Origin of the sequence: Shewanella zhuhaiensis, from assembly GCF_022484835.1 — a bacterium.
Lineage (GTDB): Bacteria > Pseudomonadota > Gammaproteobacteria > Enterobacterales > Shewanellaceae > Shewanella > Shewanella khirikhana.
Map to the genome: position 1 here is coordinate 80601 of NZ_JAKUDL010000009.1, position 24010 is coordinate 104610.

At 55.0% G+C, this 24010-nt stretch carries 22 protein-coding genes; 15 read left to right on the forward strand and 7 right to left on the reverse strand.

The window, feature by feature from the left end; genetic code table 11:
* The first annotated feature begins 18 nt into the window (after positions 1 to 18).
* The 5 genes from radC (at position 19) to MJ923_RS18750 (ending at position 3549) form a co-directional block, all read left to right on the forward strand.
* Complete coding sequence (radC, locus tag MJ923_RS18730) at positions 19 to 696, forward strand: RadC family protein (RefSeq protein WP_126169166.1); 678 nt, start codon at positions 19 to 21, stop codon at positions 694 to 696.
* 119 nt (positions 697 to 815) lie between these two features.
* Complete coding sequence (gene rpmB / locus MJ923_RS18735) at positions 816 to 1052, forward strand: 50S ribosomal protein L28 (RefSeq protein WP_011758449.1); 237 nt, start codon at positions 816 to 818, stop codon at positions 1050 to 1052.
* 6 nt (positions 1053 to 1058) lie between these two features.
* Entirely contained in the window at positions 1059 to 1232 is a 174-nt protein-coding gene (gene rpmG, locus MJ923_RS18740; protein ID WP_126169167.1) for a 50S ribosomal protein L33, read from the forward strand.
* A 292-nt stretch (positions 1233 to 1524) separates the two neighbouring features.
* Entirely contained in the window at positions 1525 to 2847 is a 1323-nt protein-coding gene (argA, locus tag MJ923_RS18745; RefSeq protein WP_164551261.1) for an amino-acid N-acetyltransferase, read from the forward strand.
* A 168-nt stretch (positions 2848 to 3015) separates the two neighbouring features.
* Entirely contained in the window at positions 3016 to 3549 is a 534-nt protein-coding gene (locus MJ923_RS18750; protein ID WP_240592411.1) for a PH domain-containing protein, read from the forward strand.
* A gap of 98 nt (positions 3550 to 3647) precedes the next feature.
* On the opposite strand, the gene rarD is transcribed toward MJ923_RS18750, so the two are convergent.
* The gene (gene rarD / locus MJ923_RS18755; protein ID WP_240592412.1) at positions 3648 to 4529 is read right to left on the reverse strand and encodes an EamA family transporter RarD; all 882 of its coding nucleotides are present in this window, start codon (positions 4527 to 4529) and stop codon (positions 3648 to 3650) included.
* A gap of 208 nt (positions 4530 to 4737) precedes the next feature.
* Here rarD and recQ point away from each other — a divergent pair, with 208 nt between their 5' ends.
* Complete coding sequence (gene recQ, locus MJ923_RS18760; RefSeq protein WP_240592413.1) at positions 4738 to 6567, forward strand: DNA helicase RecQ; 1830 nt, start codon at positions 4738 to 4740, stop codon at positions 6565 to 6567.
* Between the two features lie 29 nt (positions 6568 to 6596).
* Here recQ and MJ923_RS18765 read toward each other — a convergent pair whose 3' ends face one another.
* Positions 6597 to 8351 (reverse strand): hypothetical protein, encoded by a 1755-nt coding sequence (locus MJ923_RS18765; RefSeq protein WP_240592414.1) that lies wholly within the window; start codon positions 8349 to 8351, stop codon positions 6597 to 6599.
* Positions 8352 to 8849: 498 nt separating this feature from the next.
* Here MJ923_RS18765 and leuA point away from each other — a divergent pair, with 498 nt between their 5' ends.
* The 7 genes from leuA (at position 8850) to glpK (ending at position 17746) form a co-directional block, all read left to right on the forward strand.
* Positions 8850 to 10418 (forward strand): 2-isopropylmalate synthase, encoded by a 1569-nt coding sequence (leuA, locus tag MJ923_RS18770; RefSeq protein WP_240592415.1) that lies wholly within the window; start codon positions 8850 to 8852, stop codon positions 10416 to 10418.
* 69 nt (positions 10419 to 10487) lie between these two features.
* Entirely contained in the window at positions 10488 to 11582 is a 1095-nt protein-coding gene (leuB, locus tag MJ923_RS18775; RefSeq protein ID WP_240592416.1) for a 3-isopropylmalate dehydrogenase, read from the forward strand.
* Positions 11582 to 12994, forward strand: coding sequence for a 3-isopropylmalate dehydratase large subunit (leuC, locus tag MJ923_RS18780; RefSeq protein ID WP_240592417.1), 1413 nt, complete (start codon positions 11582 to 11584; stop codon positions 12992 to 12994). The genes leuB and leuC overlap by 1 nt, the downstream gene beginning before the upstream one ends.
* Positions 12995 to 12996: 2 nt before the next feature.
* Positions 12997 to 13602 (forward strand): 3-isopropylmalate dehydratase small subunit, encoded by a 606-nt coding sequence (gene leuD, locus MJ923_RS18785; protein WP_240592418.1) that lies wholly within the window; start codon positions 12997 to 12999, stop codon positions 13600 to 13602.
* A 518-nt stretch (positions 13603 to 14120) separates the two neighbouring features.
* On the forward strand, positions 14121 to 15473 hold the full coding sequence (locus MJ923_RS18790; protein ID WP_240592419.1) for an outer membrane protein transport protein: 1353 nt from the start codon (positions 14121 to 14123) through the stop codon (positions 15471 to 15473).
* A gap of 282 nt (positions 15474 to 15755) precedes the next feature.
* On the forward strand, positions 15756 to 16235 hold the full coding sequence (locus MJ923_RS18795) for a nuclear transport factor 2 family protein (RefSeq protein ID WP_240592420.1): 480 nt from the start codon (positions 15756 to 15758) through the stop codon (positions 16233 to 16235).
* A 26-nt stretch (positions 16236 to 16261) separates the two neighbouring features.
* A complete protein-coding gene (glpK, locus tag MJ923_RS18800; protein WP_240592421.1) occupies positions 16262 to 17746 on the forward strand; it encodes a glycerol kinase GlpK in 1485 nt (494 codons plus the stop codon).
* Positions 17747 to 17778: 32 nt separating this feature from the next.
* Here the strand turns inward: glpK and MJ923_RS18805 are convergent, their stop codons facing one another.
* From MJ923_RS18805 to MJ923_RS18825, 5 genes are all read right to left on the reverse strand, one after another.
* The gene (locus MJ923_RS18805) at positions 17779 to 18876 is read right to left on the reverse strand and encodes a M48 family metallopeptidase (protein WP_240592422.1); all 1098 of its coding nucleotides are present in this window, start codon (positions 18874 to 18876) and stop codon (positions 17779 to 17781) included.
* 2 nt (positions 18877 to 18878) lie between these two features.
* On the reverse strand, positions 18879 to 20060 hold the full coding sequence (locus MJ923_RS18810) for a YjgN family protein (RefSeq protein WP_240592423.1): 1182 nt from the start codon (positions 20058 to 20060) through the stop codon (positions 18879 to 18881).
* A 75-nt stretch (positions 20061 to 20135) separates the two neighbouring features.
* On the reverse strand, positions 20136 to 20405 hold the full coding sequence (locus MJ923_RS18815) for a hypothetical protein (protein ID WP_240592424.1): 270 nt from the start codon (positions 20403 to 20405) through the stop codon (positions 20136 to 20138).
* A 51-nt stretch (positions 20406 to 20456) separates the two neighbouring features.
* Positions 20457 to 21497 (reverse strand): PepSY domain-containing protein, encoded by a 1041-nt coding sequence (locus MJ923_RS18820; protein WP_240592425.1) that lies wholly within the window; start codon positions 21495 to 21497, stop codon positions 20457 to 20459.
* Entirely contained in the window at positions 21494 to 22180 is a 687-nt protein-coding gene (locus MJ923_RS18825; RefSeq protein ID WP_240592426.1) for a PepSY domain-containing protein, read from the reverse strand. The genes MJ923_RS18820 and MJ923_RS18825 overlap by 4 nt, the downstream gene beginning before the upstream one ends.
* 393 nt (positions 22181 to 22573) lie before the next feature.
* Between MJ923_RS18825 and mraZ the strand changes: the two genes are divergently transcribed.
* Both mraZ and rsmH read left to right on the forward strand, forming a co-directional pair.
* Positions 22574 to 23032, forward strand: coding sequence for a division/cell wall cluster transcriptional repressor MraZ (gene mraZ, locus MJ923_RS18830; protein ID WP_126169184.1), 459 nt, complete (start codon positions 22574 to 22576; stop codon positions 23030 to 23032).
* Between the two features lie 30 nt (positions 23033 to 23062).
* A complete protein-coding gene (rsmH, locus tag MJ923_RS18835) occupies positions 23063 to 24004 on the forward strand; it encodes a 16S rRNA (cytosine(1402)-N(4))-methyltransferase RsmH (RefSeq protein ID WP_240592427.1) in 942 nt (313 codons plus the stop codon).
* Positions 24005 to 24010: the final 6 nt, after the last annotated feature.

A 24010-nucleotide genomic window follows, 5' to 3' on the forward strand; every position in this document is an offset into this window, starting at 1 on the left:
ACGGCAGGAGGCAGACAAATGGCAATCAGGGATTGGCCAAAGGGCGAGGGCCCGAGAGAAAAATTATTGCTGCGGGGAGCGGCGGTGCTCAGTGATGCAGAACTGCTGGCAGTACTGCTTCGAAACGGCGCTGTGGGGCTAGATGCGGTGGATTTAGCACGTCGGCTGATAGGGGAATTTGGCGGTCTTAGAGCATTATTCAGCGCATCTAAGCAGCAGGTGTGTCGACTACAGGGCTTGGGTCCGGTAAAATACGCCCAGCTTCAAGCCTCCGCTGAGCTTGCCAGGCGTCTTGCCGGTGAATCTTTGCAGCGGGGTCAGGTGCTTACCAGTCCGGATTTGACCCGGAACTACCTCAGACAGCAACTGGCTGACAGAGCCTATGAGGTGTTCGCGGTGTTGCTGCTGGACAGTCAACATAGGGTAATCCAATTTGTTGAGCTGTTTCGTGGCACCATCGACGCCGCCTCGGTATATCCCAGGGAGTTGGTGGCACTGGTGCTGGAGAAAAGTGCGGCAGCGGTAATCGTCTGCCACAACCATCCGTCCGGCGTGGCTGAGCCCAGTCAGGCCGATAAACGGATCACAGATAGATTGAAAAATGCCCTGGCAACTATCGATGTTCCCCTGTTGGATCATCTGGTTGTGGGGGACCGGGAGATAGTCTCCTTTGCCGAGCGAGGGTGGATTGGTTGATCTTTACTTGATCTCCCATGGGCTTTCGTGTATAAAATGCGCCCTCTTTGTGCCTCGGGCGACGGCCATACGAGGTACATTAATGCTCGAGCGTTAAAAACTGTTTGGAGAAGATTGACATGTCAAGAGTATGCCAAGTAACTGGCAAGCGACCAATGGTTGGTAACAACCGTTCGCACGCAAAAAACGCGACCCGTCGTCGTTTTTTACCTAACCTGCAGAACCACCGTTTCTGGTTGGAAACTGAAAAGCGCTTTGTACAGCTGCGTGTTTCCACTAAAGGTATGCGTATCATCGATAAAAAAGGTATCGAAGTAGTTGTTGCTGAACTTCGTGCCCGTGGCGAGAAGGTGTAATAGAAAATGGCTAAAGCTAAAGGCAATCGCGAAAAGATCAAGCTGGTTTCTACCGCTAAAACTGGTCATTTCTACACCACTGACAAGAACAAGCGTAACATGCCAGAAAAGATGGAGATCAAGAAGTTTGATCCTGTGATCCGTCAGCACGTTATCTACAAAGAAGCCAAAATCAAGTAATTAACCTGATTAGCTTCTGAAAAAACCCCGGCCTGGTCCGGGGTTTTTTATTGGCTGCGATTTGCTTCCCTTCACATTCCCCTTTAACCCTCGTTTGCTTTTTTATTCATCTGTGTGTTTTTGTGAACGCCTGCGGAAGCTATTGATGCCACTTACAGGTTTCATATGATTGAAACATTGATGTGATAAAAATAAATGCTTTTAAAGTGAATTTAAATTCACTAAAATTGCGCAAGAATTCAACTTGGCGCAGTCTGTCACTGCGCAGGTGCTTGTGAGGACAATACAGCCCGTGCGTACCACCGAATTGGTTGACGGTTTCCGTCATTCCGCCCCTTATGTCAACGCTCACCGTGGCAAGACCTTCGTGGTCATGCTGGGCGGCGAGGCCATGGTGCAACCCCAGTTTCGTGCCATCATCAACGATGTGGCGCTGCTGCACAGTTTGGGGATCCGCATTGTGCTGGTGTACGGTGCCCGCCCTCAAATCGATGCCGCCCTCGAGCTGCACGGCATCGCGCCTGCCTACCACAATGGCGTGCGCATCACAGATGAAGACAGTCTTAAGGTGATTAAGCAGGTAGCAGGTGCGCTGCAATTCGATATCACGGCGCGTCTGTCGATGAGTCTGTCAAACACTCCTATGCAGGGCGCTCAGCTCAATGTGGTCAGTGGCAACTTTGTGATTGCCCAGCCGCTGGGGGTGGATGATGGCGTGGATTATTGCCTCTCTGGCCGGGTGCGTCGTATCGATGTGCAGGGTCTCAGACACCAACTCGACAGCCACGGCATAGTGCTGATGGGGCCCATTGCCGCTTCTGTTACCGGTGAGAGTTTTAACCTGACCGCAGAAGAAGTGGCGACCCAGGTGGCGGTGAAACTCAAGGCCGATAAGATGATTGGCTTCAGCTCTCAGAACGGTATTCTCGACCGTGAAGGCGAGGTAATTGCCGAGCTGATGCCGGGGGATGCCCAGAAGATTGTCACCAAGCTGCAGGAAGGCGGCCAGGCCTGTGTGGGCACGCTGGCGTTCCTTAAAGCCAGTATCGATGCCTGTCGCAACGGCGTGCCCCGTTGTCACCTGGTGAGTTATCTGGATGATGGTGCTTTGCTGCAGGAACTCTTTTCCCGCGACGGTATTGGTACTCAAATCGTGACTGAGAGCGCCGAGCGTCTGCGCCGCGCCTCCATTGCCGATATCGGCGGTATCCTCAATCTTATTCGCCCCATGGAAGAGCAGGGCATTCTGGTGCGTCGCTCCCGCGAGCAGCTGGAAATCGAGATTGAACAATTTATGGTGATTGAGCGTGATGGTCTGGTGATTGGCTGCGCGGCTCTGTATCCCTTTGAAGAAGATAACGCCGGCGAGTTTGCCTGTCTGGTGGTACATCCCGATTACCGCGACGCCGACCGGGGCAGCTTGCTGCTTAAGAACATCATCAGCCAGGCGCGGGTGCGGGGCTATCACCGCTTGTTTGCGCTGACAACCCGCAGCATCCACTGGTTTTTGGAGCACGGCTTTGACATGGTGGAAGTGGACGCGCTGCCGACCAAGAAAAAGCAGCTGTACAACTATCAGCGCCGCTCGAAAATCCTCGCCTTGGATTTACAGTAAGCAGCTCGATATTTCTGTATCGCCACTAAACAACCAGCCTTCGGGCTGGTTGTTTGTTTATGCTCATATGACAAATCAGCCTTTATATCGCTGTGAATGGGTCAGTATGGTTGACATATTATGTCGATTGGGCAATCTTGAGGGCGCTTATCTTTTAAGGAACATCAAATGGCAGCGGACACATTTTTACTCTCACCTTTGGCGGGTAGCGCGCTTTGGGGCGCCATAGGCCTGTTGGCCGGTGTACTTCTTATCGGTGCGATTGCCAGACGTAAACCCACCACTCACACCGCGCGTTCGGTGACGACGGGGCTTATCCTGGCGGTTGTTGGCTTACTGGGTTGGATATTTGTGGGGGCATTGTCGCCTGAGGTGCGGCTCGAGCAAGATAAGTTAGTGCTCGATTTACCCGCTTATAGCCGGGATATCCCACTGAGTTCATTGCAATTGGCCGAAGCCAGGGTTGTCAGCAAAGACGATGGCGATGCGCCGCAGCTGGGTTTTCGAACCAATGGTGTAGGTATGCCGGGTTACAACCTGGGCTGGTTTCGCCTAACGGGAGGCGAGGCCAAAGTGCTGGCCTCAGTTACGGGTGATGATCCGCTGCTGATTATTCCGGTGGAAGATGGCTACAGCCTGCTGCTGAGCACCCCGCAAGGCGATGCCATACTCGAGGCGCTGAAGGCCAAGCAGGCCAGATAAGCTCGATAAGTTCGACAAGCTGTCAGCGCCGCTCAGAGTTTAATCCCGAGCAGCGCTGCAATAGGCCTTGCCAATTTGCAGTGAGGGAAGCGGACAGGTCAGCCCCGCCGCCGCAACATGTCCACAGTGAAAATGGCCAGTGCAGTCCAGATAAAGCCAAAGGTGATGCCTTTTTCCATATCAAAAGGTTCCTGATACAGGCTGACTGCGAGCACAAACATAATGCTTGGGCCGATATATTGGAAAAAACCCAGCATTGACAGTGGGATACGTACAGCGGCGCCGGCAAAGCACAGCAAAGGCGCTGTGGTTACCAGCCCTGCCGCAATGAGCAGCAGGTTGAGCTGCCAGTTATTCACCAACATGCTGTGTTCGGCCGTTGGCAAGGTGTACAGCAGGTAACCCAGGGCGATGGGCATCAGAATAGCGGTTTCGACCAGCAGGCCGGTTTTGGCATCAACATTGGCTTTTTTGCGCAGCAAACCATAGATACCAAATGAGCCTGCAAGTGCCAGCGATACCACAGGAATTGAGCCAAAGGACACTAGCTGCACAGCGACACCAATGCCCGCCAGCGATACCGCCAGCCACTGCAATTTACGCAGCCTTTCACCCAAAAACACCATACCAAGCAGGACGTTAAGCAGTGGGTTGATGTAATAACCCAGGCTGGCATCCAGCATATGGTCGTTGTTCACGGCCCAGATAAACAGCAGCCAGTTGCCGGCTATGAGTAAGGACGTCACCAGTAGCACCAACAGCTGTTTTGGGTTTTTCAGCAATTGCTTAAGCTTGGAAAAGCCGCCGACAAAAGCCATCAGTAAGATGGTGAACACAAACGACCAAATCACCCGGTGCAGCAGAATATCGGTTGCGGAAACCTGCTCAAGCAATTTGAAGTAAAGTGGCGCGAAGCCCCACATGGTGTAAGCACCAATGGCGAGCATGATGCCTTTGCGGTATTCCTGGTCCTGAGTCATTTGCGGGTCTCCGGCAATCGGGGCGCGCATTGTAAGCGCCCTTGATTGTTGGCTCAAGCGATACAAATAAACAGCGGCGACACAGTTTGGCAAGTTGTATAGCCAGCTTTGGTTAATTGCCCATAGTGCCGGTCAATCGGTTTATCCGACAAGACATCAAGCCCCGCCTTGGTTAGAATGGGCGCCTTGATTTTCGGACGGCCTTTTCATGGAACCAGCTTCTCTCAGTCAAACCCCGGATCCCCTGAGCCACTGCCTGCAACAGGTGTTTGGTTATCGGGATTTCCGCCCCGGTCAACGGGACGTGATGGAGCGGGTCTGTCAGGGCGAAGATGCACTGGTGATCATGCCCACCGGTGGCGGCAAAAGCCTGTGCTATCAGGTGCCGGCATTGGTACTCCCAGGGGTGACTCTGGTAGTTTCCCCCTTGATTTCGCTGATGAAAGATCAGGTCGACAGCCTGAGTCAGTCCGGGGTCTCGGCGGCATATCTCAACTCATCCCAGCCACGCGAAGTGGCTATTGAAGTGCTCCGGCAGCTCAGGTTTGGTGAGTTGAAACTGCTGTATGTGTCGCCGGAGCGCTTGCTGCAGGGGGATTTTCTCAGCCGCCTTGATGATCTGCATATCAGCCTGTTTGCCGTTGACGAAGCCCATTGCATCAGTGAATGGGGTCATGACTTCCGGCCCGAATATTCGGCGCTTGGCCAGCTTAAACAGCGTTTCCCCCATGTGCCCGTGATGGCACTGACGGCTACTGCCGATGAAGCGACCCGTGTCAGCATTTGTGAACGGCTGTACATCAATCCATTTCGTCATCTCGCCAGTTTCGACCGGCCCAATATCCGTTACACGGTGGTGGAGAAGCTGAATGCCGCCAATCAGCTGCGGCAGTTTATCCAGTCGCGCAAGGGTGCCAGTGGTATTGTCTATTGCAGCAGCCGCAGGCGGGTCGATGAGGTGGCTGCGAGGCTTCGTCAGCAGGGCTTCTACGCCGAGGCTTACCATGCCGGTATGACTCAGGATGAGCGCGCCAGCGTGCAGGACAGGTTCCTCAAAGACCAAATCGATGTGGTTGTAGCCACAGTTGCCTTTGGTATGGGGATTAACAAATCCAACGTGCGTTTTGTGGTGCACTACGATATTCCCAAAAGCATAGAGTCGTACTATCAGGAAACCGGACGCGGTGGCCGGGATGGTCTGGATGCCGAGGCGCTGCTGCTGTTTGACCCTGCAGATATTGGGCGGGTGAAACACCATATTGAGCAGTTGGAGCCTGGGCCACAGCAACAGGTGGAATACCATAAGCTGTCGTCCATGGCGGCCTTTGCCGAGGCGCAGACCTGTCGTCGTCAGGTGCTGCTGCACTATTTCGACGAGGCAGCAAGTGAGCCCTGTGGAAACTGTGATATCTGCCTCGACCCACCAAAAAGATACAATGGCACTGAAGACGCACAAAAGGTTCTATCTTGTATATACAGGTTGGAACAGCGCTTTGGTATCAATCACTTAATTGAAGTGTTGCGGGGCTCCAAGGCGGCCAATGTGGTCGAGCGTGGTCACGACAAACTCTCGACCTGGGGAATTGGCAAGGACAAGAGCCACGAATATTGGCTGAGCGTTATCCGTCAGCTTATTCACCTGGGACTGGCCAGTCAGGACATCACCCGAGGCTCCTCTATTCGCCTTAATCCTGCCGCAAGACCTGTGCTGAAAGGAGAAGTGGCACTGATGCTGGCTGAGCCGCGACTGAATATCAGTGTGAGCGAATCACCACGGCGCAGAAATAATGCCAGGGCGCCGGTGAACTATGACCGTCGTCTGTTTGCCCGGCTCAAGAATTTGCGCCGTACCATTGCTGAAGAGCATGACCTGCCACCGTATCTGGTATTCAACGACGCAACCCTGGCCGAAATGGCCTGGATGTTGCCCAAGTCGGAAGCCGAGCTGTTGGCGGTGAACGGTGTGGGTGAGCGCAAGCTGGCGAAATTTGGCGATGCCTTTTTGGATGAGATTGCCGCTTACATCAGTAACGACTGAGCCAAGGGTCTGATTGCCTGGACAGAGCCTCAGTTCATTTTGCTGTAGCTACCCAGCTGCGCCCGGCTCATGCCGCGTACACTTGCGCGTTTCAGCAGGGTTTCGCTGGTATCGAACTGATGCATGCTGGCGTGACCAATCAAAATCTTACCTTCCTGACAATCGTCCAGCACCGGCTGCAGTTGTTTCATCACCAGCTCCGCCCCCTGATTGCTGGTGTAGGGGAGCAGTAACAGCAGCTCGTCCGGGCTGAAACGCAGGATCATGTCGGTTTCCCGCAGGCGTTTTTCAATGGCACCTTTGAGTGCCGGCAGGTCAACCGGGCGTATATCGCGAATATTGAGCAGCAGAATCGATAGCGAGTGGTTGCCGCGCTTGGCATGCTGCATGGCATATTCCAGATGCTGCTCAGGCGACTGAGGCAAGGGCGCCTCTCCGGATTGCTTACGCAGCGAAACATGGCGCAGCAGCTGCCACAACACCAGTGCCAATAGCAGCAGGATCATCGCCAGTAAAATCAAATACATCCAACTGATACTGCTGCGCTCTTCCAGGTTATCACTGAGCAACTTTTCCAGGGTGGCATCGCTTGCCCGCTGGCTCAGTCGCGCCTTAAATTGCAGCATCCGGGTATCGCTGGCCGCCTTATGGGCTTTTTCCGCAGCTTTGTAGCTTGCGCTCAGAAGCGCAAAGGCTTCCTTATATTTGCCTTTGGATTCAAAGTAATCGGCCAGGCGCAATTGGTAACCGGACAATTCCCGATACAGCTGAAGTCGCTGCGCCGTATCTATTACTCGCTCCATCAGTGCAATGGCGTCCTTGTCGTTGCCTTTGAGAAACTCAATCCGCGCCAACAGGGCTCTGCTCCTCATTCCATGAAGCTGTTTTTGCTGTAAATCAAAGGTATTTAATGCCACCAGCAGTAGATCTTCTGCTTTTCCGGGGAAGCCTCTGTCCAATTCAATTGAGGCGATGAGCGCATAACTGGTAGCCAATTCGATAGGCGTACTCAGTTCCGGTAACAGTTGCCGAGCTTGATTCAGAAAATTGCCGGAGGCCTCGATGTTGCCCCTATCCAGTTCAATCCGGGCCGCATTGATAAGCAGAACCTGCTTCACTTTTCCTTTGCTGTCAGGATGTTCCAAGCCCAAGCGGGTGTAGTAAATTGCCTGTTCCAGATCGCCGGTTGCAGCGAGCAGGTTTCCCATTGATGCGTAAAGATAAGCCTTTGGAGGGGCGCTCCAATCGTCCTCCTGACCCCGAATATTGTCATAGGCATCGAGGGCAAGGCGCAGGTCCTCAATGGCAGAGGCGAAGTTATTGGTATCAGTGTCCAGCTGGCCTCTTATCATTAAGGCGCCGACCATAGCTTGCGGCTGTTGATAACGCTTTGCGAGAGTAATGGCGGTGTCCAGCAGAGGCAGTGCAACCTGTAGGTTGTCGTAAGCGCTGTAGGCATCGGCGAGGCAGGACATAAAGTAGGGCCGGACATGCTCGGCGTTCAGTCGCTTGGCGGTGGCTTCGCCCATCTGTGCGAGGTTGATGGCCGCTTCGTTTTCACCGAGCTGCAAAAAAAGCTCACATTTAAGCAGCTTGAGTCTTAATTCTTCAAAGGGGGAAGGCGAGCCGCGCCGATGTGCTTCTTCCAGCTCGGCAATTTTCTGTTTGGCTTCGGCGGGATATTGGTAGACCAGGGTATTGATTTCATCCATGGGTTCTTGCGCGCAGGCAAGCAGTGGCATCAGCCACAGCAGCAGGCAGCAACACCAACGATGAAAGTCCATTTGGTCTCCGAAGAATCAGCGTATATCCATGAAATCGGCAGGGAGTATATCAATTTTTCGAATGCTTTTGCATAAATCAAACCCATGCAATTTGCATTTTGAGTTTTTGACTGTAATCCGGTGTCTTTGCCGCACGCTCTGCGATGTGGCCTGAAAAAGCATCGATTTTACCCTGCTACTGCCTGGAAACGCCGCACTGACTCTGGTCGGAACTCTGCATCGTGAAAAAAATGGGGTTGACAGTACCCGATGGCCAAGTTACATATTAGCCACTCGCTTGGGTTTTCTACAGCATAATTATTTGGTTTTCATGAATAGAATTGTTGCGCTACTCGGTCTCCTCCTTCTTACTCTCGCAATCTCTGCGCGGAGGAATTAGTGTCGCACGCTCGCTAGCCAAGCAAAGTCTACACAAACCCCGCGCTAACAACGCGGGGTTTTTTGTTTCAAATGCCCAATACACGCAAACAGAACCTGAGGGTTCCATGGAGAAGCGGAATGTCAGACAGAGTCATCATCTTTGATACCACCTTGAGGGACGGCGAACAGGCGCTGGCCGCGAGTCTTTCGGTTAAAGAGAAACTGCAGATCGCCCTGGCCCTCGAACGTTTGGGTGTGGATGTGATGGAAGTGGGCTTCCCTGTCTCTTCTCCCGGTGATTTTGAGTCGGTGCAAACCATTGCCCGCAATATTAAAAACAGCCGGGTGTGTGCATTGTCGAGGGCGCTTGAAAAAGATATCGATGCTGCCGCCCAGGCACTGTCGGTGGCCGAGCAGTTCCGTATCCATACCTTTATTTCCACTTCCAGCATCCATGTAGAGAGCAAGCTCAAGCGCTCTTTTGATCAGGTACTGGAGATGGCCGTGGGCGCAGTGAAATATGCCCGCCGCTTTACCGATGATGTGGAATTCTCCTGTGAAGACGCGGGCCGCACCCCGATTGACAACCTGTGCCGCATGGTTGAGGCCGCAATTAACGCCGGTGCCCGCACCATTAATATCCCGGATACCGTGGGTTACACAGTACCGAGCGAGTTTGGCGGCATCATCCAGACTCTGTTTAACCGGGTGCCCAACATCGACCAGGCCGTGATTTCGGTGCACTGCCACGACGATTTGGGTTTGTCGGTGGCTAACTCCATCGCTGCGGTGCAAATGGGCGCACGCCAGATTGAATGTACCGTCAACGGTATCGGCGAGCGCGCCGGTAACTGTTCTCTGGAAGAAATCGCCATGATTTTGGCCACCCGCAAAGATATGCTGGGGCTGTCGACCAACATCAACGCCCGTGAAATCCACCGCACCTCCAGCTTGGTCAGCCAGCTGTGCAACATGCCCATCCAGCCCAATAAGGCCATCGTTGGTTCCAATGCCTTTACCCATTCATCCGGTATCCACCAGGACGGCATGTTAAAGGCGCAAAACACCTATGAAATCATGACCCCCGAGAGCATAGGTCTGAACCGTAACAACCTGAACATGACCTCACGCTCCGGCCGCCATGTCATTAAGCATCGCATGGAAGAAATGGGTTATGGCGCAGACGATTACGATATGGACGTGTTGTACGACGAGTTCCTGAAACTGGCCGACCGCAAGGGCCAGGTATTCGATTATGACCTGGAAGCGCTGGCCTTTATGGAAGCCCAGGCCGAAGACGACGACCATTATGTGATGGAGCAGCTCGTTGTGCAGTCCGACTCCACCGAAGGCAAGGCCACTGCCACAGTGCGTATCCGCATTGGCGATGAGGTAGTCACTGAGGCTGCCACCGGTAACGGCCCTGTGGATGCGGCCTATAACGCCATTGCCCGCGCCAGCAAGCGTACCATCAATATCAGCAGCTATAAGCTTGGTGCCAAGGGCGAAGGCCAGAATGCCCTGGGTCAGGTGGACATCACCGCCCGTTATGACGACCGTAACTTCCACGGGGTGGGATTAGCCACCGACGTGGTTGAGGCCTCGGCGCAGGCACTGGTGCATGTGATGAACCTGACCTGGCGTGCCGACAAGGTCGCCTATTGCAAACAACAAATTCAAAAGACCCGCGAGCTGGGCGGCGTGTAAGCCCCAACAGCCAGATTAACGCGTGGCGAAACGTAACAAATTCAAAGAGTCGCAGGAGTAGATCAAAGCATGAGTTATCAGATAGCCGTATTGGCCGGTGACGGCATAGGCCCAGAGGTAATGGCAGAAGCGCGTAAGGTGCTGGCCGAAGTAGAGGCGCGTTTTGGCCTCGATATCGAATACAGCGAATACGATGTGGGCGGCATTGCCATCGACAATCATGGCTGTCCGCTGCCGGATGCCACCCTCAAGGGCTGTGAAGCGGCCGATGCCATTCTGTTTGGCTCTGTGGGCGGCCCCAAGTGGGAACATTTGCCCCCCAATGACCAGCCAGAGCGCGGCGCTCTGCTGCCTCTGCGCGGTCACTTCGAGCTTTTCTGCAACCTGCGCCCGGCCAAGCTGCACAATGGGCTCGAGCATATGTCGCCGCTGCGCGCTGATATCTCTTCTCAGGGCTTCGATGTGCTGTGCGTGCGTGAACTCACCGGCGGCATCTACTTCGGTAAGCCAAAAGGCCGTCAGGGCGAGGGCGAAGAGGAAGAAGCCTTCGACACAATGCGTTACAGTCGCCGTGAAATCCGCCGTATTGCCAAAATCGCCTTCGAGGCGGCCCGCGGTCGTCGCGGCAAGGTGACCTCGGTGGACAAAGCCAACGTACTGGCCTGCTCGGTGCTGTGGCGCGAGGTGGTGGAAGAGGTAGCCAAAGACTTCCCCGATGTGACGCTGGAGCACATCTATATCGATAACGCCACCATGCAGCTGCTGCGTCGTCCGTTTGATTTCGACGTGATGCTCTGCTCAAACCTGTTCGGCGATATTCTGTCGGATGAAATTGCCATGCTCACCGGTTCGATGGGGCTTTTGTCTTCTGCGTCCATGAACGGTTCAGGCTTCGGCCTGTATGAGCCAGCCGGTGGCAGCGCGCCGGATATCGCCGGTAAAGGCATCGCCAACCCGATTGCGCAAATTCTCTCTGCTGCGCTGATGCTGCGTCACAGCCTCAAGCAGGAAGAAGCCGCCGCCTGTATCGAGCGCGCCGTGGGCGCCGCTTTGGAAGCGGGCTTCTTAACCGGCGAGCTGCTGTCAACTGACCAGCGTCACAATGCCAAATCAACCAAAGAAATGGGCGACTTTATCGCCAATGCAATCCGGGAAGGTGTGTGATGGGAAAGACTCTGTATGAAAAAGTGTGGGACGCCCACCTGGTGGTCGAGCCTGCCGGTGAAGCGCCCATCATCTATGTAGACCGCCATCTGGTGCACGAGGTAACCTCGCCTCAGGCCTTCAGTGGTCTGAAGATGGCTGGCCGCCCACTGCGGGCAGTGGAAAAAACCTTCGCCACCATGGATCACAACACCTCCACCAAGAGTGCCAGCCTGACGGCATTAAGCCCCATGGCCCGCACTCAGGTTGAGACCCTGGCCGACAACTGCCGTGACTTCAATGTGCGTTTGTACGACATTCACCATCCCAATCAAGGTATTGTGCATGTGATGGGGCCTGAGCTTGGCATTACTCTGCCGGGCACTGTGATTGTGTGCGGCGACTCCCACACAGCCACCCACGGCGCCTTTGGTGCGCTGGCCTTCGGTATCGGTACCTCGGAAGTGGAGCACGTGCTCGCCACCCAGACCCTGCGTCAGCTCAAAGCCAAGACCATGAAAATCGAGGTGCGCGGCAAGGTTGCCGACGGCATCACCGCCAAGGACATAGTGCTGGCCATTATCGGCAAAATCGGTATGGATGGCGGCACCGGCTATGTGGTGGAATTCTGCGGTGAGGCCATTCGTGACCTCTCCATGGAAGGCCGCATGACCCTGTGTAATATGGCCATCGAAATGGGTGCCAAGGCTGGTATGGTCGCCCCCGATGAAACCACCTTTGCTTACCTCGAAGGTCGCGAGTTTGCGCCCAAGGGCGATGCCTGGCAGCAGGCGCTGGCCGACTGGCGTGAGCTGCACACGGATGCCGATGCGGTATTTGATGCCGAAGTGGTACTGGAAGCTGCCGCTATTGCGCCGCAGCTGACCTGGGGCACTAACCCGGGCCAGGTGGTGGCCATCGATGGCGTGGTGCCAAACCCTGCCGATGAAAGCAATCCCGTGGTGCGCACCAGCATGGAGAAGGCACTGGCCTATGTGGATTTGAGCCCGGGCACGCCAATGACTGATATCGCCATCAACAAGGTGTTTATCGGCTCCTGCACCAACTCCCGTATTGAAGACCTGCGCGCTGCTGCGGCGCAGGCCAAGGGCCGTAAGGTCGCCAGTGGCGTAACCGCCATCGTGGTGCCGGGCTCAGGTCAGGTAAAACTGCAGGCCGAGGCCGAGGGCCTGGACAAAATCTTCCTCGAGGCCGGCTTTGAGTGGCGTTTGCCGGGCTGCTCCATGTGTCTGGCGATGAACGATGACAGGCTGGAGGCGGGCGATCGCTGCGCCTCTACCAGTAACCGCAACTTTGAAGGACGTCAGGGGCGCGGCAGCCGCACCCATCTGGTGAGCCCTGCCATGGCCGCCGCGGCCGCAGTTGCCGGTCACTTTGTCGATATTCGCGTTCACCGTCCTTTGGAGGATTAATCATGCAGGCTTTTACTACCCACAAGGGGCTGGCGGTGGCCATAGATTCGGCCAACATCGACACGGATCAGATCATCCCCAAGCAGTTTCTGTCCAAGGTGACCAAGGACGGCTTTGGTATTCACCTGTTCCACGACTGGCGTTATCTGGACGATGCCGGCGATACCCCAAACCCAGAGTTCAACCTCAATAAGCCAAGGTACAAGGGAGCCACCATTCTGCTGGCCCAGGAAAACTTTGGCTGTGGCTCCAGTCGCGAGCACGCTCCCTGGGCGCTGGCGGACTTTGGCCTGCGCGCCATTATTGCCCCCACTTTTGCCGATATCTTTTACGGCAACGCCATCAACAACGGCCTGTTGCCGGTGCGTCTGCCCGAAGCCGCCGTTCGTCAGCTGATGGACGAAGTGGAAGCATGCGAAGGCGCCGAGGTGACTGTGGATCTGGAAAACCTCAAGGTGGTGTCGCCCTCAGGCGCCGAGTTTAGCTTTACCCTGGCCGAGTCTGCCCGCCAGAATCTGCTCAAGGGCTTGGATGCCATAGGTCTGACTCTGGCCCACGAAGCGGCCATCAGCGAATACGAGTCACGTATTCCTGCCTGGCGTCGCTGAACCGCCAGCTGACAGATTTCGGCGTACAGCTGTAACAGCCATTTCGATATACGGCCATTTGCAACCTTCGCGGGTTACAAATGGCCGTTTTTTATTGTGGTGATGCAGTGGTAGTTCATTGATTTTTATGAGTTTAAGTCTTTGCTAAATCCGGTTCTAGTTTGCCAAATTTAAATGGCCAGTGATTTGTGCTGAAAATTGGCATTGCTTTTAGCTTACGCCTGTTTCTGTGCGATATTATGGTTAAGTTTATATATAACAGTGCTTTAGGTTTGGCTTTGGCTTTGGTGATAATCCGGTGTTGTGAACGTTCTCGCGTTTTTGTGTGCTGCTTTTCTGTTTAAAGCTGTGATCCTGGTCATTTTCTCACTCCGCTTGCTTGATTGTTGTAGTTGAATTCGCTGTTTTGCGGCTTTTGGTTGCAAAGATCTTCTGTATGAATAAACTGCCATGCACTTGTTTCGAGTGAATGCTCTATTTACCGAACGCAAAATCAATAACATCAGCAGAGAATGATAATGAAAAAGAGTGTACTGACTTTTGCCGTATCAGCGGCTCTTATGGGGATTGCGACTCAGGTTAACGCTGCCGGTTTCCAGCTGGCCGAATATTCTGCCACCGGTCTTGGCCGTGCCTTTGCCGGTGAAGCGGCTATGGCCGACAACGCCGCTGCTCAGGCCCGTAACCCAGCCATGCTGGCTTACCTGAGCGGTCGTCAGGTGTCTGGCGGCGCTATCTATGTAGCCACTGAAGTGGACGTGACCGGCGATGTGCACATTGCGTCTCCTGTGCTGGGTCCACAGGGCGTGACCCTGAACGCCGACGCCTATGACGTTGCCGACAGCGCCCTTATCCCCAACTTCTATTACTCAAGCCAAATCAATGACAACTGGACCTGGGGTCTGGCGGTGAACTCCAACTACGGTCTGGCCACCGAACTGCCTGCTACCCACGCCGCCTCCCTGTTTGGCAGCGAAACCGCGGTTACCACGGTTGAGTTCAACCCCAACATCGCTTATCGCCTGAACGACGCCGTGACTCTGGGCGCCGGTGTGCGCGTGGTTTACGGCGAAGGCAGCATTGGCGCGTCAACCCCTTACTGGGTAGGTGCCATCAAGGCCAATCCTAATCTGCCACCTCAAATTGCCGCTCGTCTGCCTGAGCCAGGCACAGTGCTGAAAACCATGGAAGGCGATGATGTGGGCTACGGCTGGCAAATCGGCGGTAGCTGGCAGCCATCTGAAAACCACAGATTCGGTCTGGCCTACCACAGCAGCGTAGAGCTGGAACTGTCCGGCAAGGCCTCTGGCCTGCTGTACACCGGTGGCCAGAACCTGGATATCGAAGGTTATCTGCCCCTTGAACTGCCTGCGTTTGCCGAGCTGTCTTCTTTCCATCAGCTGAGCGACGATGTGGCGCTGCACGCCAGCGTGAACTGGACCCAGTGGAGCGTGTTCGACCGTCTGGTGGCTTACTTCCCCGGCGAAACCAAGCCAGTGGGTGGCCTGGAGTCCGACCTGGTGAAGGAAGAGAACTTCAAGGACAACTGGCGCTTTGCCATCGGTTCTACCTGGAATGTAAACAAAGACTGGACCGTACGCAGCGGCTTTGCTGTTGACCGCACTGCGGTGGACGATGAGTTCCGTACCACCACCATCCCTGACTCTGACCGTCTGTGGTTCAGCATGGGGGCCGGTTACCGCGCCAGCGAGAACCTGACCGTGGATATGGCCATCACCTATATTCGTGCCCATGGTTACGCGCCTATCGATGAGCATCAGGATCTGGCCGGTCTGGCTCAGGTCAGCTTTAACGGTGAAGCCGGTGGCAGCGTGTGGCTGGCCGGTGTGCAGTTAAGCTACAAGATGTAATTCATCAAAAAGCCCCGCAGATGCGGGGCTTTTGCTATCTGATGTTCATGTCACATCTAGTACTTTCGTTTACTCGCAACTAAGCGCTTGATTGCAAGAGGCTTAACGGCGTAATCCCAGGCAAAAAATTTCCCGGTTTCACCCGGCCCAGACTCATGGCGTACAGCTTGCGCAGGTTGTATAGTGTGCAGCTTAAGGTGGATCTTTTTTGACGGGATACTGCGCCAGTTTGCGACAGTCCCGCCTGTTCTCTCATTGGATAAAGATAACAAGAGGTGCCGGATGAAACCCGCGATGTTACTGACAGCCTTGCTGACCTTCCCTGCAATGGCCAATGCGTCACCCGAAGCCGTGGTGCGCGACTTTTTAGCCGCATTCAATCAACAGAATATTCCGCAGATGCTGTCCAATACCCATCAGGCAGTGTACTGGAACCATATCAAGGGCCAGAAGGTGGACACCAAGGCCGAAACCCAGGCCGAGTTTGGTGCCGCCCTGCAGGACTACTTTGAATCTCTGCCCGGCGCCCATGCCGAGATCCTGTCGATGACGGCCTCCGGCAGCTATGTCAGCATTCTCGAGCAAGTCAGCTGGACCGTGGATGGCGAAATAAACAGCCAGTGCTCTCTGGGCGTGTACGAGTTGATTGGCGAAAAAATTTCCTCCATTTGGTATTACCCCGCCCACGTGTGTGAGCCAAGGGACAACCAGATGGAGCAAAGCGCTGAGGCTCTGGCACCCGAGGCGAGCGCAACCCATTGATGGGTTGTGGCAATAAGGATATGCAAGTGGACAAGCAATATGTGGTGGCGCTGGATCAGGGCACAACCAGCTCCCGCGCCATCGTTTTTGATCGCGATGCCAATCTGGTGGCGGTTTCTCAGCGTGAATTCACCCAGATTTACCCCAAGGGCGGCTGGGTAGAACACGACCCCATGGAAATCTGGGCCTCCCAGAGCTCCACCCTGATTGAAGTGCTGGCCCGTGCCGGTATTCATGCCGAGCAGGTTGCTGCCATCGGTATTACCAATCAGCGCGAAACCACCATCATCTGGGATAAGCACACAGGCAAGCCTGTGTGTAACGCTATTGTGTGGCAGTGTCGCCGCAGTGCCGCCATCTGCGAGGCGCTGAAGTCTGAAGGGCTGGAGGGGCTGTTTAGGGATAAAACCGGGCTGCTGCTCGACCCTTATTTCTCCGGCACCAAAATCAAATGGATCCTCGACAATGTGCCCGGTGTGCGTGAGCGCGCCGAGGCGGGCGAGCTGCTGTTTGGTACTGTGGACAGCTGGCTGGTATGGAAACTCACCGAAGGCAAGGTCCACGTCACCGACCCCACCAACGCCTCCCGTACCCTGATGTACAACATCCACAGCGGTGAGTGGGACGATGAACTGCTCAAGGCGCTCACTATCCCCCGCAGCTTGCTGCCACAGGTGCAGCCTTCACAGGCTGTGTATGGCACTACCCGTATCGCCGGGGAAGGTACCGAAATTCCGGTTGCCGGTATGGCGGGGGATCAGCAGGCAGCGCTGTTTGGTCAGCTGTGTGTCGAGCCCGGGATGGCCAAAAATACCTACGGCACCGGCTGCTTTTTGCTGATGAACACCGGCAAGCAGGCGGTGAAATCCAACCATGGGCTGCTCACCACCATCGCCGTGGGGGCCGATGGCGGTATCAACTATGCGCTGGAAGGCGCCGTATTTATGGGCGGCGCGACTATACAGTGGCTTAGGGACGAGCTGGGGCTTATCCGTGATGCCAGCGATACTGAGTATTTCGCCTCCAAGGTGGACGATACCAATGGTGTGTATCTGGTGCCCGCCTTTGTGGGCCTGGGCGCGCCCTACTGGGACCCGGATGCCCGCGGCACCCTGGTAGGGCTGACCCGCGGCGCCAACCGCAATCACATCATCCGCGCAGCGCTGGAGTCCATCGCTTACCAGAGCCGCGACCTGCTCGATGCCATGAGTAAAGACAGTGGCGTAGCCCTAAAACAGCTCAAGGTGGACGGCGGCGCTGTGGCCAACGATTTTCTGATGCAGTTTCAGGCTGATATCTCAGGCGTTGAGGTGTTGCGCCCGGCGCTTACCGAAACCACCGCCATGGGTGCAGCTTTCCTTGGCGGTCTGGCGGTGGGCTTTTGGTCCTGTGTCGATGAAATTCGTCACAAGAGCGGCATCGACCGGCGTTTTGTGCCCCTGATGGATGACAGGGACAGAGCCGGGCTGTATCAGGGCTGGCAGGATGCGGTGCGCCGCAGTCTGAGCTGAGTGAGCGGGTTAAAGATAAGAAAAGGGCGCAATCAATGCGCCCTGATGTTTTCTATCCGTTCGTTCAAATCCGGGTGCGTGCTTAACCAGTCGGGCACATCGAACATACCGGGCTGCGCTTTAAGCTTTTGGTACAGGCTTGCCAGCGGCTCGGCGCTGCCATGGCTGGATGTCATCTGCGAAATGGCAAAGGCATCGGCCTCTCGCTCATTATCGCGGGAATAACCCAGCGTCAGTCCCAGTACGGCGGTACTGGCCATCACATCCGCCAGACCGCTGCTGTCGCCTATTATCATGGCCACGGCCACCGACAGCAGGGTACTTTGCACCACCGATGTCATCAGGTGTTTGTGATGATGGTGGCCAAGCTCATGCAGCAGTACGCCTTCCAATTCCCCTTCGGCGTCTGCGAGCTTAACCATGGCATCGGTCAGCACCACACTGCCATCGGCGAGGGCAAAGGCATTGACCATGCCTGGATGGGGTTTGCCGGCGTCTGCAGTGTCCGACTCCTGTGAAGTAGAGGGGGCGTCGTCAGTCGCCTCTTCTTCGGCGGCGCTGCCCATAAAATAAAGTTTGGGCTTAGGGCTGAATTGAACCCCTTGCTGCTCGAGTGTGGCCAGCAGGCTATCGAACCTTTTTTGCACCTGAGCCTTGGTAGCTTCATCCAACTGAGATTCACCCAGCCCAATGCTGTCGAGGCTGTCGCGGCTATACTCGCCCAAATGCTCCTGCACAGAAACCGGCACCATGGCCGCCAAGGTCTTGGAAGCCAGAGGTAAGCCATAGCGATAACCGCCCCACATGATGACCAGCAGCGCCAGACTAAAAGCCATTGCCAGCAGAGGTCTGCGTTCGATAACTGACAGCCTTGAGTGGCGTTTATGTTGCTTCAGCCAGCGGTTGACTTCATCGGGTTTGGCCGCCACAAACACCCAGCCGCCCTCAAAGGTGAGATGACGCGCCATGGTGCCGATTGCGTCGGCCACCTCAACAAATTCGATGTGAACTTTGCACTGATACAGCTCAGAACTCAGGGACACAAATCCGCGATTGTCGAGGCTGACGCTGGCAGGGTGCTTTTGTGCCTGTTTAGGGGCAAGTAAATGCCCCTCAAGAACTAACGCCAAGGTTAAATTACCCCGATATTGAGGTCGAATACGTCTACCATTTCATCGGCCAGAGCGCTGTCGCGGCCAGCGTTGTGATCCTGGGCATTGGTAAAGCTCATGTCGCCTTCGGCATGGGTGTGCTCCGCCAGATAGCGGGCGGTTCTGACATCCACCCAGGGACGACCCAGACCCAGGGTAAAAATGGTGATCAGCATATTGGTGAAGATAAGACCGACAAAGCCCTTCACTGGTAAAGTGGATTTCAGGCTCAGTTTGTCGTCGATGCGGATTTGGCCCAGCAGGTAATTGCGGGTGCTGGCTTTGACATAGGCATACACAAACATGCCGACAACGAAACTCGACAGATAAGTCACCATAACGAAGCCGCTTAGGGCTGCCAGCTTGGCGTAATTGGGTTCTGTGGCGCTTGGAGAATCGTTCAGCCCTTTCAGGGCATCTGCCAATCCAAATGGTAAGGCGCAAAGAGCCAGCAGCGCCACGGCTCCCAGCACAATCAGTGCCGCGCCTAGCGCGATTTTCCGATATTCGCCTGTGTCGACCTTGGCCTCAAACTTGGTGTCGCCGTAGCGGTAGCCGTTGGCAACATAGCGGGCAATCCCGGCCGTGACCCAGCCGTAAGCCAGGATAAATAACCCGCTCATCGCGAGTACGGCTGCACTGATGGCGAATATGTTCCCGAATCGCACAGCGGAAACAACGAACGCAAGGCCAATAAAAGCAATGATGTAGGCACCGATTGGCTTCGCCAGGAACGCCAGGTAGGCACCACCATAGGAGCCCTGAAAATCGAAGCGGACATTACGGAAACGGGTCATGCGGGCATCAAAACGAATATTTCTGGCCGCGAGTACCGGGAAGCACAGCATCAATATCACGGCGAGACCGGCGTTGATCAGCGGAAACAGCGCACTGGTGCCAATCCAGATGATAAACAACACCACCGCAATGATGCGGCCGATAAGGATTTGCATCGGCGTTGCCAGATACTCGAATCTATCGCCATCGAGTTCGGTATTGCCGTAAAAATATTGATTGGTTCTGACTTTTGCCCAGGCCGAATAGATACCGAGTGTGATACAGGACAACAGGATATTGACTATCCAGATCCCGAAAAACTCAGAGCCGTTGCCGTGGAATTTAAAGGTATAATTTTGATTTTTAGAGGATATATCCTGATTCATTAGAGTTCTCCATCCATTGGAAACTCTATTTTATACAGTACTTTCGACTTAATTCAATTTAAATAAATCAGTACGTTATACTTCAATGTCGATATGACTGCCGCTGCGTCGGGCCCGGCGTTCTACCGCAGGCTTATTCACGCTTTCCCGTGGCCGATTTTCCTTTTCTTCAGTGCCACTGCTGGCGGAGGTTGAGGTTTGCGGTGGCAATTGGGATTGGGGCGCCTCATGGCTGTCTTTGTCGATAGCCGTGTCATTCTCCAGCTGTTTTACCCGGCGGCGACGTTCAAGGGTTGCCTTTACCGGTGCTGCCAGCATGGCATATATGCTGTCCAATCCACTCATTCTCGCCTCCTGTGCTTCCTGCACTGGTTATCGGCATATTCTGCCTAATATTTAGACATTTTTGCTGGCGTCCGGTTCACAGGTGCCACGCTGCTTTTGCCAATAGCGCTCCTGAGCTTTATTGGCGAGGCTGACCCGGCCGTGATAAGCGCCGTGCTGGCACGCAAGTCGTTGTCCCTGCTCAACTCTTTTCCCTAGACGCTCAATGTCTGCCTCGGTTGGTGCGGGCGGCGTATCGATAAATACCAGCGCACACATGCCGCAGCTGCCACCGCCGCCGCACTGGGTTGGCAGTAAGGGGCTTTTGGCATTGATGGTTTCGAGCAGTGAGGCGCCGGAGCTAAAGCGGCCAAGCTCATTACCCTGGGTATCCAGCACGCTGAGGGAAGGCAGTGCTTCGCAGGCCGCTGCCTTACTCAAGCGATAAAAGCCTGACCGCCAGCGCTGCCACACCACCACAGTGCCCGACAGCGCCATCAGCAAGGTCAGTAACGCAAACAGGCGGATGCCGATATGGTTAAAGCCGATGCCATTGCCCGGTGCATAGTCCATAAAATGCAGCATCAGCAGCAGCTCTTTTAAATCTGAGCCTTTGTCTTTGTGCGCCAACAGCTTACCTGACTCAACATCAACCAATACCCGGGTATTTCTGTCGGTTTGTGCCTGAAACAAGGCGACTTTTGCCGAGCCGGGAAAGCCAATCGCATCACCGGGCAGATATTGTAGCCGCTTGGTCAGCGGCGCCTTGATACTGGCCGCGGCAATTTGCCGCAGAAGCGCATCGTCCAGCTCAAGCGGCGCCAGGGTATCTGCCCACAGGCTCATGCTTTGCTCACCGAGCTTCAATCGATACACCGGCCGTGCCAATAGGCTGTCGAGGCGGATCTCGCTGACCTGAGCCGGCAGGGAAAGCCCATCGGGATCGAAGGGGCGCGGCGCCCCTGTCGTCTTGGCCATGTCATTGACGCGATAACGGTTGGCATCGAGATAGTCTTCGTCAATAAGGCTCAGCGTCAGGCCAGAACCCAGCCACAGCAGCATCTGCAAGCCGCACAGGGCAGCAAGGTATAGATGAAGCTTCAACCAGTTCATCGCTTAGCCTCCTGCTTTGGCACGTCTGCGGAGTTCACTGCCGGAGTAAGACTGCGCCAGGCAAGCAAGGTGCCGGTGAGCGCAAGCAGCAGTGCCAATACAGAGGCGACGCGCAGCAGGTTGTTGTGGATATTGTCACGCTCGGCGTAATCCATGATGTGCAGCATCCACAGCACATCGAACAGGCGCCAGCCGTCGAATCTTTTGCCGACAAGCTCCCCGGTGATGGCTGAGAAATACAGGCTGGGCGCCAGTGGGGCATCAAAATCAACCCGGTACATCGGCAGATGCCGGGGGCTCATTTCAGCCGGCGCTTCATCCTGATAAAGAGTGATGTTCGAAATGGGCTCATTACTTGTATATACAAGCTTGGCTCTGGCTTTTATCGCCGCCACATCCGGTGGCGCAATGGGCTCGCCGCTGGTCGCATCCAGGGCCTTGATGCCGCTGGCATCTGTAAAGAAGTACACAGGCCCATGCTCAGTTTGTTTCAAGCGGATATGCATGGCATCGGGATAGCGTGTTTGTACGTTGGCAAAGGTCAGTTGAACCTGGCCATGGTCGATGACCAGTACTGGCTCATCAATGAGATGATCGCCATGGATATCTTCAATATCGGTCAGCACCATGTAGGCGCCACTCAGGCTCCAGAGCAGGATTTGCAAACCTATCAGGGGCGCCAACAGTCGGTGCCAGCGTCTAACTTGTGTGATCGATGCCATGAACAGAGGGAAATCAGTCGAAGGTGTCACGCATCTTCACAGATTTGTGTGCGCCAATTCAAGGTCGAAAATCCACCTTTTGTCTGCAAAATGGGACAGTGCTCCACAATCCCGGGCACATTATCAAAAATTCACTGGCATTTAATGTGTGTTTTTTCCACCGTTTAGCAAATTTTTGCCACTTTTCCCCACGCGAACAACAAAGTTTGAACATCGCGCGAGGCCGCTTGCCGTCTGGATTTATAGCAATTTTGCACCCTTGACATAGGTTGCGCACTGTCCCTACACTTAGCAATTGTGGGAAATTGTGGATCTTTGTGGATCGAACAACTTCAACAGGGGGGACAGCCACCAGTGTTCAGAGGGGCCAGTGCAATCAATCTTGATGCCAAAGGACGGATCGCGATTCCGACGCGATACCGCGACCCTCTGCTGTCTGCTCATGAGGGGAAGCTGGTCATTACCGTGGATATTCAGGCGAACTGTCTGCTGATTTATCCAGCCAGCGAGTGGAGCCTGATTGAAGCCAAGTTGCTGAAGCTGTCCGATACCCAGCCCACCGAGCGCGCGCTTAAGCGGATGTTGCTCGGCTATGCCCACGAGATAGAAATGGACAGCAATGGTCGGTTGCTGTTGCCGCCGCCGTTGCGTCAGTACGCCCAGCTGGAGAAGAAGGCCATGCTGGTGGGGCAATTGAACAAATTTGAGCTGTGGGACGAAGCCCAGTGGCAAGCCCAGATCCAAGATGCGCAGGATATTATCCGCGCCGGTGATCTGGCCGCCAATGAGCGTCTCGCTGATTTTTCACTGTAACAGTGAATACAAAAAGATAAGAAGAGAGCCATGAGCCAGGAATTTGCCCATTTATCCGTATTGCTCGCTGAGACCGTGGACGGTCTCAACATCCATGCGGACGGCATTTATATCGACGGCACCTTTGGCCGTGGCGGTCATTCCCGAGAAGTGTTGTCCCGCCTGGGTCCCAATGGGCGCCTGATAGCCATCGATCGCGATCCGCAGGCAATCAAGGCGGCCGAACAATTTGCCGACGATAGCCGCTTTCAGATTGTCCATGGCGGCTTTGGTCAGCTGGCCTCTTACGTCGAAGACCTGGGGCTGGTGGGCAAGATTAACGGGGTGCTGTTGGATTTGGGAGTGTCGTCGCCGCAATTGGACGACGCCGAGCGTGGCTTTAGTTTCCTGCGCGATGGTCCGCTGGATATGCGCATGGACAACTCCCAGGGCGAAACCGCTGCCCAGTGGTTGGCCCGTGCCGAAATCGAAGACATGGCCTGGGTATTTAAAACCTACGGTGAGGAACGCAACGCCCGTCATATCGCGCGCTGCATTGCCGCCGATCGGGAGAAAACGCCCTTTACCCGCACCAAGGAACTGGCGGATCTGATTGCCAGAGTGGCCAAAAGCAAAGAGCGCAACAAACATCCGGCCACCCGGGTGTTCCAGGCCATTCGCATTTACATCAACAGCGAGCTTGAGCAAATCGATCAGGCGCTGGAAGGCGCGCTCAAGGTGCTGGCTCCGGAAGGTCGTCTGTCGGTGATTAGCTTCCACTCGCTGGAAGACAGAATCGTGAAGCGTTTTATCCGCCGTCACAGTCAAGGGGAAGAGTTGCCCCATGGCTTGCCGGTAACCGAGGCTCAGCTGAATAAGTCGCGGATGCTGCTGCCTGTGGGTAAGGCGATGAAACCGTCCGATGAAGAGATTGAGCGTAACGCCAGAGCCCGCAGCTCGGTGCTCAGGGTGGCAGAACGCCTGCCTTACTGAGGATCT

Excerpts from the sequence above, each read along its gene's own strand:
- radC (WP_126169166.1), top strand. The coding sequence starts at position 19 with ATGGCAATCAGGGATTGGCCAAAGGGCGAGGGCCCGAGAGAAAAATTA.
- rpmB (WP_011758449.1), top strand. The coding sequence starts at position 816 with ATGTCAAGAGTATGCCAAGTAACTGGCAAGCGACCAATGGTTGGTAAC.
- rpmG (WP_126169167.1), top strand. The coding sequence starts at position 1,059 with ATGGCTAAAGCTAAAGGCAATCGCGAAAAGATCAAGCTGGTTTCTACC.
- MJ923_RS18750 (WP_240592411.1), top strand. The coding sequence starts at position 3,016 with ATGGCAGCGGACACATTTTTACTCTCACCTTTGGCGGGTAGCGCGCTT.
- rarD (WP_240592412.1), bottom strand. The coding sequence starts at position 4,529 with ATGACTCAGGACCAGGAATACCGCAAAGGCATCATGCTCGCCATTGGT.
- recQ (WP_240592413.1), top strand. The coding sequence starts at position 4,738 with ATGGAACCAGCTTCTCTCAGTCAAACCCCGGATCCCCTGAGCCACTGC.
- MJ923_RS18765 (WP_240592414.1), bottom strand. The coding sequence starts at position 8,351 with ATGGACTTTCATCGTTGGTGTTGCTGCCTGCTGCTGTGGCTGATGCCA.
- leuA (WP_240592415.1), top strand. The coding sequence starts at position 8,850 with ATGTCAGACAGAGTCATCATCTTTGATACCACCTTGAGGGACGGCGAA.
- leuB (WP_240592416.1), top strand. The coding sequence starts at position 10,488 with ATGAGTTATCAGATAGCCGTATTGGCCGGTGACGGCATAGGCCCAGAG.
- leuC (WP_240592417.1), top strand. The coding sequence starts at position 11,582 with ATGGGAAAGACTCTGTATGAAAAAGTGTGGGACGCCCACCTGGTGGTC.
- leuD (WP_240592418.1), top strand. The coding sequence starts at position 12,997 with ATGCAGGCTTTTACTACCCACAAGGGGCTGGCGGTGGCCATAGATTCG.
- MJ923_RS18790 (WP_240592419.1), top strand. The coding sequence starts at position 14,121 with ATGAAAAAGAGTGTACTGACTTTTGCCGTATCAGCGGCTCTTATGGGG.
- MJ923_RS18795 (WP_240592420.1), top strand. The coding sequence starts at position 15,756 with ATGAAACCCGCGATGTTACTGACAGCCTTGCTGACCTTCCCTGCAATG.
- MJ923_RS18810 (WP_240592423.1), bottom strand. The coding sequence starts at position 20,060 with ATGAATCAGGATATATCCTCTAAAAATCAAAATTATACCTTTAAATTC.
- MJ923_RS18815 (WP_240592424.1), bottom strand. The coding sequence starts at position 20,405 with ATGAGTGGATTGGACAGCATATATGCCATGCTGGCAGCACCGGTAAAG.
- MJ923_RS18820 (WP_240592425.1), bottom strand. The coding sequence starts at position 21,497 with ATGAACTGGTTGAAGCTTCATCTATACCTTGCTGCCCTGTGCGGCTTG.
- rsmH (WP_240592427.1), top strand. The coding sequence starts at position 23,063 with ATGAGCCAGGAATTTGCCCATTTATCCGTATTGCTCGCTGAGACCGTG.